This is a genomic window from Variovorax sp. F042 (assembly GCF_057814215.1).
The window spans coordinates 157,654-172,126 of record NZ_JBVASX010000012.1; the positions used below are offsets into that span (position 1 = coordinate 157,654).

Annotated in this window: 11 protein-coding genes; 3 read left to right on the forward strand and 8 right to left on the reverse strand. The window is 67.5% G+C overall.

Annotated features, from left to right (window positions below):
- Nucleotides 1-6: 6 nt before the first annotated feature.
- The 3 genes from ACZYSP_RS28155 to ACZYSP_RS28165 are packed head-to-tail and all read right to left on the reverse strand — an operon-like array spanning nucleotide 7 to nucleotide 2,928.
- On the reverse strand, nucleotides 7-1,095 hold the full coding sequence (locus ACZYSP_RS28155; RefSeq protein ID WP_354336749.1) for an extracellular solute-binding protein: 1,089 nt from the start codon (nucleotides 1,093-1,095) through the stop codon (nucleotides 7-9).
- Between the two features lie 22 nt (nucleotides 1,096-1,117).
- Entirely contained in the window at nucleotides 1,118-2,146 is a 1,029-nt protein-coding gene (locus ACZYSP_RS28160) for an ABC transporter ATP-binding protein (protein WP_489017817.1), read from the reverse strand.
- A complete protein-coding gene (locus ACZYSP_RS28165) occupies nucleotides 2,143-2,928 on the reverse strand; it encodes an ABC transporter permease (RefSeq protein WP_093058692.1) in 786 nt (261 codons plus the stop codon). Before ACZYSP_RS28165 ends, ACZYSP_RS28160 begins: the two co-directional genes overlap by 4 nt.
- 166 nt (nucleotides 2,929-3,094) lie before the next feature.
- On the opposite strand from ACZYSP_RS28165, the gene ACZYSP_RS28170 reads away from it, so the two are divergent.
- On the forward strand, nucleotides 3,095-4,009 hold the full coding sequence (locus tag ACZYSP_RS28170) for a LysR substrate-binding domain-containing protein (protein ID WP_093179812.1): 915 nt from the start codon (nucleotides 3,095-3,097) through the stop codon (nucleotides 4,007-4,009).
- 28 nt (nucleotides 4,010-4,037) lie between these two features.
- On the forward strand, nucleotides 4,038-4,946 hold the full coding sequence (locus ACZYSP_RS28175; protein WP_354336751.1) for a ketopantoate reductase family protein: 909 nt from the start codon (nucleotides 4,038-4,040) through the stop codon (nucleotides 4,944-4,946).
- Here ACZYSP_RS28175 and gorA read toward each other — a convergent pair.
- Nucleotides 4,943-6,301, reverse strand: a complete 1,359-nt coding sequence (gorA, locus tag ACZYSP_RS28180) for a glutathione-disulfide reductase (RefSeq protein ID WP_093179816.1) — start codon at nucleotides 6,299-6,301, stop codon at nucleotides 4,943-4,945. The genes ACZYSP_RS28175 and gorA overlap by 4 nt on opposite strands.
- A 79-nt stretch (nucleotides 6,302-6,380) precedes the next feature.
- The gene (locus ACZYSP_RS28185) at nucleotides 6,381-8,357 is read right to left on the reverse strand and encodes a DUF6600 domain-containing protein (RefSeq protein ID WP_489017820.1); all 1,977 of its coding nucleotides are present in this window, start codon (nucleotides 8,355-8,357) and stop codon (nucleotides 6,381-6,383) included.
- 139 nt (nucleotides 8,358-8,496) lie between these two features.
- Here ACZYSP_RS28185 and ACZYSP_RS28190 point away from each other — a divergent pair, with 139 nt between their 5' ends.
- Nucleotides 8,497-10,548: a PEP/pyruvate-binding domain-containing protein gene (locus ACZYSP_RS28190; protein WP_489017822.1), complete on the forward strand. Its 2,052-nt coding sequence runs from the start codon at nucleotides 8,497-8,499 to the stop codon at nucleotides 10,546-10,548.
- Between the two features lie 45 nt (nucleotides 10,549-10,593).
- On the opposite strand, the gene ACZYSP_RS28195 is transcribed toward ACZYSP_RS28190, so the two are convergent.
- The 3 genes from ACZYSP_RS28195 to ACZYSP_RS28205 all read right to left on the reverse strand — a co-directional run bounded on the left by ACZYSP_RS28195 (nucleotide 10,594) and on the right by ACZYSP_RS28205 (nucleotide 14,391).
- Nucleotides 10,594-12,525, reverse strand: coding sequence for a TRAP transporter large permease (locus ACZYSP_RS28195; protein WP_489017824.1), 1,932 nt, complete (start codon nucleotides 12,523-12,525; stop codon nucleotides 10,594-10,596).
- Nucleotides 12,522-13,190: a TRAP transporter small permease subunit gene (locus ACZYSP_RS28200; protein WP_093179837.1), complete on the reverse strand. Its 669-nt coding sequence runs from the start codon at nucleotides 13,188-13,190 to the stop codon at nucleotides 12,522-12,524. The genes ACZYSP_RS28195 and ACZYSP_RS28200 overlap by 4 nt, the downstream gene beginning before the upstream one ends.
- 91 nt (nucleotides 13,191-13,281) lie before the next feature.
- Entirely contained in the window at nucleotides 13,282-14,391 is a 1,110-nt protein-coding gene (locus tag ACZYSP_RS28205; RefSeq protein ID WP_093058699.1) for a TRAP transporter substrate-binding protein, read from the reverse strand.
- Nucleotides 14,392-14,473 lie beyond the last annotated feature (82 nt).

The window sequence follows — 14,473 nt, forward strand, 5'->3', positions numbered from 1 at the left end:
GCCTGCTTACTTGCCCAGCGCGGCCTGCGCCCAGAGCTTGTCGACTTCGGCCTTGCGCTCGGAGGCCTTCACCACGTCGAGCGGCTTGATTTGCGGCGCGGCCGGCATCTTGGCCGCCACGTCGGCGCTCAGCGGCGTGCCCGGCACGGCGGGCCGCACGAAGCCCTGCGCAAACAGCGACTGGCCGGCCTCGCTCATGATGAAGTTGAGCCACAGCTTGCCGGCGTTCGGGTTCGGGCCGTTCTTCACGAGGCTGATGGCGTAGGGTGCGGCCACGCTGGCTTCCTTGGGAATCACGACTTCCACCGCGTCGCCCATGCCGTCGACGTGCTTGGCCTTGAGGCCGTCGTTCTCGTAGCTGATCCACACCGGGATCTCGCCCTTCAGGAACTTGGCGTACGGCGTTGTGCCTTCCACGCGCAGCACATTGCCGGCCGAATGCAGCTTGCCGAGGTAGTCGGTGCCGGGTTGCACGTTGTCGACGCTTCCGCCGTTGGCGTAGGCCGCTGCAAAGGTCAGTACCTGGCCGATACCGGTGGAGCGCGGGTCGAGGTAAACCACCGTGCTCTTGAACTCGGGCTTGAGCAGGTCGGCCCAGCCGGTGGGCACGGTCTTCACCAGCTTCTTGTTGACCAGGAAAGCGATGTTGAGCGTGTGGATGGTGAACCAGCGGCCCTCGGCCTCGCGGAACACGGGCGGCAGCTTGTCGAAGTTGACGGGCTTGAAGGGCGCGACCACGTCCTTCTTCGCGGCGTCGACGGCCGAGGCGGCGAAGTAGTAGGCGGTGTCGGCCTGCGGGCGGCGCTTGGTCTTTTCGAGTGCGACCACGGTGGCGGCGGAGCCGATGTCGTTGTAGGTCAGCTCGATCTCGGGGTAGCGCCTCTTGAAGTCGCGGAACAGCGACTTCCAGTTGGCCCATTCGGGGCCGGTGTCGAAGGAGACGCACAGGCCTTCCTTCTGAGCCTCGGCGTACAGCGCCTTCTCGCCTGCGTAGAGCTCGGGGCCGTCGAAGGCGAAGGCGGTGCGTGCCGCGAGGGTTGCCAATGACAGTGCGGGCAGTGCGCCGGCGGCCTGGATCAGATGTCTGCGTTGCATGGTGGCTCCTTGAAGGAAAGGGTCAGTGGTCAAGTAAACGAAGGTGTTCGGGCGCGATGGCGATGGCTTCTGCAGCCGGCGCTGCCGACTCGGCAAGGAATGGCTTGCCCGCACCCGGCACCTCGAAGTCGTAGCGCGTGAGCGCACCCAGGTAGCGCTGCGCGCCGGTGCGGCCCGCGAGGCGGTTCACGGCGTCGGGCGCCGGGTCGGCTCGGATGTGTTCGGGGCGCACCAGCACATGCAGCGCGGTGCCGAAGGGGCGGTGGCCGGTGTCGGCGAAGACTTCGGCAAAGCCCAGGTCCAGCCGGCCGGGCGAGGCCACCTTCGCGGGCAGGATCGTCGAGAGTCCGACGAACTCGGCCACCGCGCGGCTCGCGGGGTTTTCGTAGATCTCGCGCGGCGTGGCGATCTGCAGCAGCCGGCCGTCTTTCAGCATGGCCACGCGGTCGGCCATCACCAGCGCTTCTTCCTGGTCGTGCGTGACCAGCAGCGTGGTGGCGTTGAAGCGTTGCTGTATCGAGCGGATCTGGTCGCGCAGATGGCCGCGCACGCTGGCGTCGAGGGCCGACAGGGGCTCGTCGAGCAGCAGGGCGCGCGGGTCGATGGCCAGCGCGCGGGCAAGGGCCACACGCTGCTGCTGCCCGCCCGAGAGCTGTGCCACGGCGCGCTGCGAGAAGTCGCCCAGCCCCACGATGTCGAGCAGCTCCTGCGCGCGCTTGCGCCGCTCGGCTGTTGCCAGCTTGCGCAGCTTGAGCCCGTAGGCCACGTTGTCGAGCACGCTCAGGTGCGGAAAGAGCGCATAGCTCTGGAACACCATGCCGATGTGGCGCTGGTGCACCGGCGTGCGCGACATGTCTTCGCCGCCGAGCATGATGCGGCCGGTGTGGCCCGTCTCCAGGCCCGCCACCAGCTTCAGCAGCGTCGACTTGCCCGACCCGCTGGGCCCGATCACCGCCACCAGTTCGCCGGTGCGCACGTCGATCGACACATCGTGCAGGCCGTGCGTGCTGCCGGGGTAGTTGTAGCTGACGTTGTCGAACAGAAGACTCATGTGCGCTGCTTTACAAGGGAAGAAGAAAGAAGCGCCGACGCACTGGCCAGCACAAGAAGGATCACCGTGGCCGCGCAGGCAAAGCCCGTGGCGCCGTAGAAGGCCTGCAGCAGCACCACCGGGTAGGTGCGGTTCTGGAAGCTCGTGAGCAGGTTCGACACGCCGAACTCGCCCACCGAAATGGCAGCGACCATCACCAGCCCGCTGATCAGGCTCTGCCGCAGGCTCGGCAGCACGATGCCGGTGAACTGCTGCCAGCCCGAGGCGCCGAGCGTGGCGGCCGCCTGTTCGAGCCGGCCGAGGTCGAGGTGGCGCAGGTCGGTGAGCAGCGTGTTGGTGAGGTAGGGCAGGGTGAGGATCGCGTGCGCCGCGATCAGCAGCGGCATCGAGCCCAGCCAGGGCGCGAGGTCGGTGTTGAACACGATCATGTAGCCGAAGGCCAGCGTAATGGCCGGCACCGCCACCGGCGTGGCGCTCACGATGCGCGCCGCCAGGCTGCCGCCGCGCCGCGCGCCGTGATACAGCGCATAGGCCAGCGGCAGCGCCAGCACGGTGTTGATGGCGCAGGCAGCCATTGCCACCACGAGGCTGCTCACGAAGGCCTTGCGAAAGGAGGTGTCGAGCCAGAGGTCGACATACCACTGCCCCGTGATGCCCGTGGGCAGCAGCGTGTTGGTCCAGTTGCCGCCCACGCTGCCTACCAGCAGCAGGGCGATGGGCAGCAGCAGGTACAGGCCGTAGATGAGCGAGATGCCGCGGATCAAGGTTGTCTCCAATGTCATGGACACCCGGCATACTTTCCGGATGCGCTACTGTCCGCGCCGAGCATGCCGCCGCGTTGCCTCGAATTCTAGGAACCGCATGCGTACTTATGGGTGAAAGTTGGATGACGACACTTGAGCAATCGGAAAGCGTTTTTCATGCAGCTTTCACGAAGCGGAGCCATGCATGAAGCGCGACTGCCCCACCATCCAGGAGCTGCTGGCCTTCGACGCCGTGGCGCGCCACCAGAGCATCACGCTGGCGGCCGGCGCCCTGTGCATCACCGTGAGCGCTGTCAGCAAGCAGATCGCGGGGCTGGAGGCCTTCCTCGGCCGCGAGCTGCTGCAGAAGAATGGGCGCGGCGTGCAGCTCACGCCGCAGGGGCGCGTGTACTGGCAGAAGATCTCGGGCGGCCTGCGCGCCATAGAAACCGCGACTTTCGAGGCGCGCTCGGGCGATGCGGGCGCCGGGCTGCTCACGCTGGCGAGCGTGCCCACCTTCCTTACCAAGTGGCTGATTCCGCGCCTGCCCGCCTTCAGCCAGAAGAGCCGCCACGTGATGCTGAGCTTCAGCCGCCACCTGGAGCCGAGCGACGGCATTCCGGCGGGCGTGGACGCCGCGATCCGATACGGCCCCGACGGCTGGCCCGGCGTGGTGTCCGAATACATCGCGGGGCGCGAGTTCGTGCTGATCGTGGCGCGGTCGCTGGTCGAGGGGCGGCACCGCATCGCGCAGCCCGCCGACATCGTCGGCCACACGCTGCTGCATCACGAGGGCGCGCCCAGCGCCTGGCGCCAATGGGCCGCGCAGCACGGCGTGCCCGAAGTGCAGATCGTGGCCGGCCCGCGCTTCGCGCAGTATTCGGCGCTGATCCAGGCGGCGCTCAACGGGTTGGGCATCGGCCTCGTGCCGAAGCTGCTGGTGCAGGAAGAACTCGCCGAAGGCTCGCTGCTGAGCCCCTGCGGCACGCCGGTGAGCGTGAACCAGGGTCACTACCTCTGCTATCGGCCCGACCGGCTCGACCTGCCGGCCTTTGCGGCGTTTCGCGAATGGCTGCTGGACGAGGGGCTGAAATCGCGCGGCGTAGAGACCGAGGCATGATCGCCGCGACAACCAAGGAATCGAACCGATGAAAGTCGCAGTCATGGGCGCCGGCGCAGTCGGCTGCTACTACGGAGCCATGCTGGCGCGTGCCGGGCATGAGGTGGTGCTGGTCGGTCGGCCTTCGCACGTGGAGGCCGTCAACGCCAAGGGGCTCCGGCTGGAGACCAAGGCCTTCGACGAATTCGTGAAGGTGGCTGCGAGCACCGAAGCCGATGCGGTGCAGGGCGCGGACCTCGTGCTGTTCTGCGTGAAGTCGACCGACAGCGAAGCGGCCGCCGCGCAGATCAAGCCGCATCTCGCGCCCGGCGCACTGGTGCTCACCTTGCAGAACGGCGTGGACAACGACGAGCGCGTGCGCTCGGTGCTGCCGGCGAACGAGGTTGCCGCGGCGGTCGTCTACGTGGCGACCGAGATGGCGGGGCCGGGCCATGTGAAGCACCACGGGCGCGGTGAGCTGGTGATCGCGCCCTCGCGCATGAGCGAGCAGGTCGCGCAGCACCTCGTCGCCGCCGGCGTGCCCACGCAGATCTCGGGCAACGTGCGCGGCTCGCTGTGGGCCAAGCTGATCCTCAACTGCGCCTACAACGCGCTCTCGGCCGTCACGCAGCTGCCCTACGGTGTGCTCGTGAAGGGCACAGGCGTGACCGACATGATCCGCGACGTGGTGGCCGAGTGCCTCGCCGTGGCCAAGGCCGAGGGCGTCGTGGTGCCAGGCGATACCGACGCCGCCGTGCGCGGCATCGCGCAGAGCATGCCCTCGCAGTATTCGTCGACCGCGCAAGACCTCGCGCGCGGCAAGCTCAGCGAGATCGACCACCTCAACGGGCTGGTCGTACGGCGCGGCGAGGCGCTGGGCGTGCCCACGCCGGCCAACCGCGTGCTGTTCGTGATGGTGAAGCTGCTCGAGGGCAAGCAGCAGGCGGTGCGCGCCTAGCCGGGCATCGGCTCGCGCATCGTCACGAATTCTTCAGCGGCCGTCGGGTGAATGCCCACGGTGCTGTCGAAGATCGCCTTCGTCGCACCCGCACGCATCGCCACCGCGAAGCCCTGCACCACTTCGCCCGCGTCCGCGCCCACCATGTGCAGGCCCACCACGCGGTCGCTCGCCTTGTCCACGATCAGCTTCATGAACGTGCGCTCGCTGCGGCCCGACAGCGTGTGGCGCAGCGACTTGAATTCGCTCGAGAACACCGTCACCTCGCCGAACTTCGCACGCGCGTCGAGTTCGCTGTAGCCGCAGGTGCCGATGTTCGGGTGCGTGAACACGGCAGTGGGAATGAATTCGTAGTCGAGCCGGCGCTTGCCTTTGCCGAAGAGCTCGTCGACCACCACCATCGCCTCGGCCAGTGCCACCGGCGTGAGCTGCACGCGCGTGGACACGTCGCCCACCGCGTAGATCGACGGCACCGAGCTGCGGTAGTGCGCATCGACCGCGATCGCGCCGCGCTCGTCGAGCTTCACGCCCGCTGCTTCGAGGCCGAGCCCCTGCGTGTTGGGCACGCGGCCGGTGGCAAAGAGCACCGTGTCGGCCTCGATCTGCTGGCCGCGCGCCAGCGTGACCGTGAGTCCGTGCGGTCCGCGCGTGACCGAGGCGGCTTCGCAGTTCAGCCGGATGTCGACGCCGGCCTTGCCCATCTCGTTCGCCAGGAACTGCCGCACGTCGTCGTCGAAGCCGGTGAGCAGGTGCGCGCGGCGGTGCAGCTGCGTCACCTTGGAACCCAGCCCGTTGAAGATCGATGCGAATTCGCAGGCAATGTAGCCGCCGCCCACCACCAGCAGGCGCTTGGGAAACGGGTCGAGGTCGAACATCGCGTCGGAGGTCACGATGTGCTCGCGGCCCGGAATGTCGGGCACGAAGGGCGTGCCGCCGGTGGCCACCAGCAGGTGGCGCGCGGTGTGGCGCCGGCCGTCGATTTCCACCGTGTGGGCATCGACCAACTGCGCCCATCCGGTGACGAGCGTGACGCCCGAGTTCTTCAGCAGCGAGGCATAGATGCCGTTGAGCCGCGTGATCTCTTTTGCGCGCTGCGCCTTCAGGTGCGCCCAGTCGAACTGCGGCGCCCCGTGCAGCTTCCAGCCGTAGCCCGCGGCTTCCTCGAAGGACTCGGCATAACCGGCCGCGTAGCTGTAGAGCTTCTTGGGAATGCAGCCCACGTTGACGCAGGTGCCGCCGAGCTCGGCGGCCTCTGCGATGGCGACGCGGGCACCGGTGTGCGCCGCCATGCGAGCGGCGCGAACGCCCCCGCTGCCGCCGCCGATGACGAAGAGATCGAAGTCGAATGTGGGCATGAAAGGCTTGCTCCTTGGCCGCCGACTGTAGCGGCGGGGCGAAGGCAGCGCTTTCAGCGGGGCTTGCGGTGGGGCGTTCTCAGCGCGAGTCCGGCGAGGTCCAGAGCTTGCGCGGATCGTCGCTGCGCTGGCCTTGCGGCTGCGGTTGGGGCGCGATGCCGCGCTGCTGCTGGAGCGCGCGCAGCTGGGCCTCCTGCGCCTGGCGCATTGCGTTCTGCTGGGCCTGCTGTTGGGCCTGCACCTGCTGCTGCGCCTGCGCGGCGCGCAACTGCATTTCCTGTTGCTGGCGGAGCATCTGTTGCTGGGCCAAGGCCTGCTGCTGGGCCGCGCGCTGTTGCTGGAGCTGCATCTGCTGCATTTGCTGTTGTTGAAGCAACTGTTGCTGCTGCTGGGCTTGCGCCTGGGCGGCGCGCTGCTGCATTTCCTGCTGTTGACGCAGCGCCTGTTGCTGCTGGACCTGCAGTTGTTGTTGCTGCTGTTGCTGTTGCCAGCGCTCCTGCTCGCCGCGCTGGCGCCAGTCTTGTTGCGCCCGCCAATCCTGCTGTTGGCGCCATTCCTGTTGCTGACGCCCGCCCTGCTGGCGCTGCCATTCCATCTGCTGTTGTTGCTGCAGTTGCTGCTGTTGTTGAATCTGTGCGGCCTGCGCCGCGCGCTGCTGCATCAACTGCCGCTGTTGCGCCTGCTGGAACTGGACCTGCTGTTGCTGCCGCGCCATCAGCGCCGCCGCCGGCGGCATCACGGCAGCGGGCCGGCCGAAGCCGCCGCCGAAGCCGTTGATGGCGATGCCCGGCGTGGGCGCCACCGGCCCGCGCGAGAAGCGGTCGTCCGGCAGCCGCACCAGGTCACGCCGCCCGAAGCTGCCGCGGCCGAAGCGGTCGGCGGGCAGCACGGTCACGGCGCCCGGCATCTGCTGGTTGGCATAGAAGTCGTTGCGGGCCTGCCGGTTGTAGATGGCCATGCGGTTCACCTGGTCCACATAGCGCTGGCTCGCGTGGTAGCCAGGGCGCCATTGCTCGCCCGGGGCCAGCGGGAACCAGCCCACGCCGTTGCGGCCGTTGCCGATCTGCACGCCAGCATTGGCACCGCCACCCACGAAGCCCACCAGCGCGGGCGAATACACCGGCCGCCCGTTCGGACGCCCCGGCACCCAGCCCCAGCGCGGACCCACGCGAGCCCAACGGCCGTAGTGGAAGGGCGCGAAGCCCCACGGCGCGGCGTCGACCCAGGTCAGCCCCCAGGGCGCGACATTGACCCACTGGCCGTCGCGGTACGGCGCCCAGTCGGCATCGACGTTGCGCGGGAACCAGACGTCGCCATAGGTGGCGTCGCTTTGCCAGTCGCCGTAGTTGTCGAGCTGCTGGTAGCCGACCACCTCGCGCGACACATAACGTGCGGAGACCGACTGGTCTTCGAGGCGGTTGCGCTCGGCCACCCAGGCTTCAAAACCGCCGGTCTGCTGCGGCACCCCGCCCACGGCCGAAAGGTCGCGGCCCGACACGGTGAGCTGCTGCCGCGCGCCCAGCGATTGAGATTGGCCGTTGTCGCCGTAGAGCGTGACGCGGCCCGAGGCCACGGCCACCCAGGTGGTGCCGGCGGCTGGATCGGATGCGATGCGGTATTCGCCCGGCTCGTCGATCACCACCGCGAGGTTGCCAGTGTCGACCTCGACGCGCTGGCCTGCCAGCTCGTCGCGCACGCGCAGCTGGAGGTTGCCCTGGTTCGAGGTGATGCGCGCCGTGTCGTCGTCGAGTTCGGAGAACTCCACATGCGTCTGCCCGTCGAGCCGCAGTGCCGCCGAGCCGATGTACAGCTCGGCCCGCGCGTTGCGGTCGGTCCAGAGGCGGTCACCGGTGGTGATGGGGCGGTTGGGCTGCGCGTCGTACCAGCTGTCTTCGCCGGCAGGCGCGAAGCTCACCGTGCCCTGCTGGAAGTTGAGGCGGGCGACGCGGCCCGGCGGGTCTTGCTGCGCGCTGGCCGCGAGGCCGACGCACAGCAGCGCCAGGCCGAGCAGCCATCGGCGCGGGGCGGAAAGCATGGAAATGGCGGGTTGGCTCATGGCGTTGTTCTCTGATCCTCGGGACGATGCGAAAGCGCTGTGTTTGTAACGCGCGAGAATCCGCTGCCGCTGTCACCGCCTGCCCACTGCTTGGTGAAGCGCGCGTGCAATCGGCAACCGGCTGTAAGGAGGGATACCCATGAAAAACCAGAAAAACGCATGCCCCACGAGCGTCGCGCGCTCCCGAAACAATAGCGTGACTGCGCTGTGCCTGGTGGCTGCGGCAACCCTTGCGGCCATTCCTGCGACCGCCATTGCCCAGCTGGCGCGCAAGCCGTCTTACTACCAGCAGCAGAACCAGCCGCAGTCCGAAGGCCCGGCCGCGCAGCTCGTGCCGCGCCCTTCGGTGCCGTCGTCGCTGCCCGTGCTGCGCAGCCAGGGCGACTTCGACCAGATGGCGCGCGTCTACGACCCCGGCACGCCCATGCAGCTCGCGCACGTTCTGTTCGCCATCGACCGGCAGGCCAGGCCGGCGCGCATGTACTACATCGACACGCCGCGCTACCAGCTGCACGTGCGCTTCCTGCGCGACACCCGGCTGGTGCCGAGCACCGCCAAGCGCGAGATCGACCGCAACTACCTCGTGCCCGACCGCCGCTTCCTGTTCGGCACGCTGAGCTGGCAGCAGAACATCGGCACCTTCACCTACGAGTTCTGGGAAGGCGACCGGCTCACCGCGCCGCTGCTGCGGCAGGCCGACGCGCAGGTCAAGGCCAGCTTCTTCGCGCCCGTGAAGTTCAAGACCAACTCCACGCTGCACGAGCGCGTGGCGAAGGAAGCCGGCATCGACTCCGTGAGCCAGGAGGCGCTGATCCGCGAGCAGCCTTTTCTGCCGCTGAACCTGGGCACCGCCACCGGCCGCGTGCGCATCGTGGATGATGAATCCGGCATCAACGCGCTGCTGCCCGACGACATCGCCGTGCTGCGGCAGGTGCCTATCAGCCTGCCGCCGGTGGCGGGCGTGCTGACCGAACGGCCCTCGACTGCGCTCTCGCACGTCAACCTGCTGGCCAAGGGCTGGGGCATTCCGAACGCCTATGTGCGCGACGCCGCCACGGTGCTGAAGGCGCACGCGGGCCAATGGGTCGCGTTGAAGGTGGCTGCCTCGGGCTACCAGGTGCGCCGCCTCACGCCTGAAGAGATCGCGGCGCTGCCACCGCGCGCCGTGCGCACAGCGTCCACCGGCGCCACGCCCGGCAGCGCGCGCGCCGTCAAGCCCGACCTGCGCGAAACCCGCCTGCTGCCGCTGGCGTCACTGCGTGCGCGCAACAACGCGCAGTGCGGCACCAAGGCCGCGAACCTCGGCGCCATGCTGGCCGCGCACATTCCGGGCACCTCGGTGCCCGACGGCTTCTGCGTTCCGTTCGCGCACTACGACCGCTTCATGCGCGCCAACGGCCTGGCCGAGCGCATCGCGCGCATGCAGCGACAGCCCGGCTTCGCGAGCGATCCGAAGATTCGCCAGAAGGCGCTGGCGCAGTTGCGCGACGAGATCGTGCAATGGCCCGTCGATGCCGCCACCGCGGCGGCATGGCGTGCCGCGTGGCAGTCGCAGCTGGGCGGTGGAGGCGTGTTCGTGCGCAGCTCGTCCAACTCCGAAGACCTGCCCGGCTTCAGCGGAGCGGGGCTCTACACCACGGTGCCCAACGTCAAGACCGGCGACGCGCTCGAAGTTGCGGTGAAGAAGGTCTGGGCCTCGGTCTTCAACCCCGAAGCCTGGGAAGCCCGCAGCGCCGCGGGCTTCGGCGCAGAGTCGGTACTGATGGGCGTGTTCGTGCAGACCGCCATCGACTCGACCAACGCCGGCGTGATGATCACGCGCGACCCCTTCGACGCGGGGCATCCGCACGTCACCTACATCTCGGCCAAGCGCGGCATCGGCATCCGTGTGGTCGAGGGGCAGCGCGTGGCGGAGCAGGTGATGTATTCGAGCTGGTCGAAGGCCATCCAGGTGCTGAGCCGATCGGCCGAGGAAACCTCGTTGCAGCTCGACAAGGAAGGCGGCGTGAAGGAAGTGCCGGTGGAAGCTGGACGCAACGTGCTGACGGATGAGCTGGTGGTGCGCCTGGCGAACGTGGGCGCTGCGGTGAAGCGCACGTTCAACGCGGTCGATCAGGACATCGAGTGGGCGACAGTGGGAGACAGGATCGTGCTGCTGCAGGCACGGCCGTATGTGGAGCGGCGACGCTGAGCCAGCGTTGCGCAGGCTCTGGTCGCCGCCCACCGGCGTCGGCGCTCAACCGTACAGATACTGCGGCAGCCAAAGCGTCAACCCCGGCCAGATGTACATGAACACCATGCACAGGATCACGATCAGCATGTACGGCATCATCCCCGCGAAGATCTGGTTGATCGTCACGTGCGGTGGCGACACTCCCTTCAGGTAGAAGGCCGACATCGCCACCGGCGGCGAGAGGAATGCCGCCTGCAGGTTCACGAACACCAGCACGCCGAACAGCAGCGGGTCGATCTGGAAGTGCGCGAGCAGCGGCAGGAAGATGGGCACGAAGATCACGATGATCTCGGTCCACTCCAGCGGCCAGCCCAGCACGAAGATGATTGCCTGCGACAGCAGCAGAAACTGCAGCGGCGTGAGGTTCATGCCCATCACCCACTCTTCGATGATGCGCTGGCCGCCCAGCAGCGCGAACACCGCCGAGAACAGCGCCGAGCCCACGAACAGCCAGCAGACCATCGAGGTGGTCTTGAGTGTGAGGAACACTGCCTCCTTGGTCTTCTTGAAGTCGAGCGTGCCGGCGTGCCAGGCCATGAGAAAGGCGCCGGCCGCACCGACCGCGGCCGACTCGGTGGCGGTGGTAATGCCGAACAAGATCACGCCCAGCACCACCAGCGTCAGCGTGGCCAGCGGCATTACCGACGACACCAGCATGCGCAGGATCTCGAATTGCTCCGCGTCCATGCGCCAGTAGTACCAGGCGAGCAGTGCAAGCGTGAAGAGGCTGACCAGCAGGAAGCCTGTGTAGAAGGCTTCGGGCACTGCGGCGGTCTTCGGTGCATCGACGGCTTCGCCTAGTTGTTGCAGGCCACCTTCCGCAGCAGGCGGCGCTGAAGGGGCCTCGCTGCCGGGTGGTTCCTCGACGCCGCCGGGAGGCTCCTGCAGGCCGCCTTCCGATGCAGACTCTTTCGGCTCGTCGGACGTGGGTGGTTCAGCGAGCCCGGTGCCGGAGGCCTCGGGCGATGCAGCAGCGGCCGGGGCTTCGGCCTTCTGCGTCGCCTGTTGCTCCGCGACCGTCGGTGCGTTGTTGTCCTTCTGCGAGTAAATAGTCACGTACCACCACACCGAGCCCAGCGTCGCAACTGCGAGCGCCAGCGGCACCAGCGCATTCAGCAGGCTGCGCAGCAGCAGCCACCAGGTGATGCGCACGCCTTCCGCCGCGCCGCGCATGGCACGCGCGGGCGACACCACGGCCGCGAACAGCGCCGGCAGCATGCGCGGCGAATAGCTCGCCGCAATGTGCGCAACCCACGGCGTGACCGGCGCGCGCTGCTGGTCGGGCGGCAGCTTGGGTGCCACCTTCGGCTGCAGCAGCGCCCAGCCGATCACGTAGAGCAGGTAGAGAAATGCGAGGAAGAAGCCCGGGAACATGGCAGCCGCATAGAGCTTGACCACCGACTGCCCGGCCACTGCCGCGTACACGATGATCATCACCGAGGGCGGAATGAGAATGCCGAGCGTGCCGCCCGCGGTGATCACGCCAGCCGCGAGCCGCGTGTCGTAGCCCGCGTTGAGCATCGGCCGCATCGCGATCACGCCCATCAGCACCACCACCGCGCCGACCAGGCCGCTCGCGATGCCCCAGAAGGTGCAGACGATCAGCGTTGTCACAGCCAGCGAGCCCGGCACGCGGCGGAACGCGAGCTGCACGCTGTGGAACATCTTGTCCACCAGCGCGCCGCGCTCCATCACGTAGCCCATCAGCACGAACAGCGGTATCGAGAGCAGCGTCTCGTTGGTCATGGCGCCGAAGGCGCGCTGCACCATCAGGTCGAAGACCTTGTTGTCGAGCCAGGGCGAGGCAGGGTCGTAGAAGGCGATGAAGCCGAAGAACATGCCCAGCCCCATCAGCGTGAACGCCGTGGGAAAGCCCAGCATGATCACGACCACGATCAGCCCAAGCATCAGGAGGCCGAGTGCGGGTTCGCTCATGTCGCACCTCCAGTCGTGTCGCTCTTGCGCTGCTGCGCGGCCTGCTCGATGGCCTTGGCCTTGTCGATCACCTCGCGCTTGTCGGCTTCATCGACGTAGCTGCTGCCGGCGAGCTGCTCGCCGACCACGTCCATTTCTTCCGCGTCCTTCAGGCGCGGCGTCCACACGCCGGTCTTCAGGCACAGCGCGCAGCGCACCATCTCGGCGATGCCCTGCAGCAGCAGCACCGCGCCGGCCACAGGAATCACGAACTTGAACGGGTACACCGGGATCGGGTCGGCGTTGAAGGTCTGCTCGTGCATTGCCAGCGATTCGCCGAAGTAGGTCCAGCCCGACCATGTGAGCGCCACCACGCCGGGCAGGAAGAAGAGCGCGAACAGCACGAGATCGAGCGCGGCCTGCGTGCGCGGCTTCATGCTGCCGTAGAAGAAGTCGCCGCGCACATGGCCGGCCTGTGAGAGCGTGTAGGCGCCGCCCATCATGAAGAGCGTGCCGTAGAGCATGTTGTTGGCGTCGAAGATCCAGGCGGTGGGCGCGTTGAGCGCATAGCGCTTGAACACCTCGCCGCACACCAGCAGCATCAGCGCCACGATGAGCCACGAGAAGGTCTTGCCCACGACCATGCTGAACCGGTCGACGGTGTGGAGGAAGCGTTGGATGGTCATGAAGGCACTGGAAAACAGCAAAGCACGCATCGGAAAGCCAGCCATCCGGAGCGTTCCGTATGGCCGGCGCGAACTGTCACCGAGAGATTCTTCAGGCCTTCTTTTTACTGAAGTAGTGGTTGTAGGCCATCTTGAAATCGACGCCGTAGTCGTTCTGCCACTGCAGCGCACGCTCTGCGAACACGCGCTGCGACTCCAGCACCTTCTTGAACAGCGGGTTCTCCTCGGCCTTCTTCGCCACAGTCTTGTCCCAGGCCGCGAGCTGCGCGCGCAGCACCGCGTCGGGCGTCTTGTAGAACTTGATGCCGGCCTTCTTCATGTCGGCATAGTCCTGCGAGTTGCGCTGCACCGCCTTCCAGCTCATGTCGGCGCTCGCGGCCTGCACCGCGTAGTCGATGATCGAGCGCAGCTCCTGCGACAGCGCGCTGTACTTGCCCTTGTTGAACAGCACCTCGAACTGCTCGCCCGACTGGTGGAAGCTCTGCAGCATGCAGTTCTTCACCACGTCGGGGAAGCCCAGCGTGCGGTCGCTCGACGCGTTGTTGAACTCGGCCGCGTCGATCAGCCCGCGGTCCAGCGCGGGCACGATCTCGCCGCCGGGCAGCGGGTTCACCGCCGTGCCCATCTCGGTGAACATGTCGACCGCCAACCCGACGGTGCGGAACTTCAGGCCCTTCATGTCCTCGACCTTGGCCACCGGCTTCTTGAACCAGCCCAGCGGCTGCGTGGGCATCGGGCCGTAGAGGTACGACACCACTTCCATGTTCAGGCTCTTGTAGATCTCGTCGAGCAGCGCCTTGCCGCCGCCGTAGTTGTGCCAGGCCAGCACGGTGTTGGCATCCATGCCGAAGCCCGGGCCCGAGCCCCACAGCGCGAGCGCCGAGTTCTTTCCGTAGTGGTAGGCCACCACGCCATGGCCGCCGTCGAGCGTGCCCTTGTTCACCGCCTCCAGCAGCTGGAAGGCGGGCACCACGGCGCCCGAGGGCAGCACTTCGATCTTGAGGCGCCCGCCAGCCATGTCATTGACCTTCTTGGCGAAGTCGTTGGCGTACTCGTGGAAGATGTCCTTGGCGGGCCAGGTGCTCTGGAAGCGCAAGGATGTGGTCTGGGCCACGCTGACCATCGGCACCGACATGGCGCCTGCGGCCACGGCTGCACCCTTGAGGAGGTTGCGGCGGCGGGGTGATTTGCTGTCTGTCATGTTGTCTCTCTCCAAAACAAGTTCTGATGACGAAGAAACCCTGCCCGCCCCTTGGAGTTATGTTTGGCAGGTCCAAGCCGCA

What these genes read in the sequence shown, in the direction of transcription:
- ACZYSP_RS28185 (WP_489017820.1), bottom strand. Translation starts at nt 8,357, where the DNA reads ATGAGCCAACCCGCCATTTCCATGCTTTCCGCCCCGCGCCGATGGCTG.
- ACZYSP_RS28165 (WP_093058692.1), bottom strand. Translation starts at nt 2,928, where the DNA reads ATGACATTGGAGACAACCTTGATCCGCGGCATCTCGCTCATCTACGGC.
- ACZYSP_RS28170 (WP_093179812.1), top strand. Translation starts at nt 3,095, where the DNA reads ATGAAGCGCGACTGCCCCACCATCCAGGAGCTGCTGGCCTTCGACGCC.
- ACZYSP_RS28195 (WP_489017824.1), bottom strand. Translation starts at nt 12,525, where the DNA reads ATGAGCGAACCCGCACTCGGCCTCCTGATGCTTGGGCTGATCGTGGTC.
- ACZYSP_RS28175 (WP_354336751.1), top strand. Translation starts at nt 4,038, where the DNA reads ATGAAAGTCGCAGTCATGGGCGCCGGCGCAGTCGGCTGCTACTACGGA.
- ACZYSP_RS28160 (WP_489017817.1), bottom strand. Translation starts at nt 2,146, where the DNA reads ATGAGTCTTCTGTTCGACAACGTCAGCTACAACTACCCCGGCAGCACG.
- ACZYSP_RS28205 (WP_093058699.1), bottom strand. Translation starts at nt 14,391, where the DNA reads ATGACAGACAGCAAATCACCCCGCCGCCGCAACCTCCTCAAGGGTGCA.
- gorA (WP_093179816.1), bottom strand. Translation starts at nt 6,301, where the DNA reads ATGCCCACATTCGACTTCGATCTCTTCGTCATCGGCGGCGGCAGCGGG.
- ACZYSP_RS28190 (WP_489017822.1), top strand. Translation starts at nt 8,497, where the DNA reads ATGAAAAACCAGAAAAACGCATGCCCCACGAGCGTCGCGCGCTCCCGA.
- ACZYSP_RS28200 (WP_093179837.1), bottom strand. Translation starts at nt 13,190, where the DNA reads ATGACCATCCAACGCTTCCTCCACACCGTCGACCGGTTCAGCATGGTC.
- ACZYSP_RS28155 (WP_354336749.1), bottom strand. Translation starts at nt 1,095, where the DNA reads ATGCAACGCAGACATCTGATCCAGGCCGCCGGCGCACTGCCCGCACTG.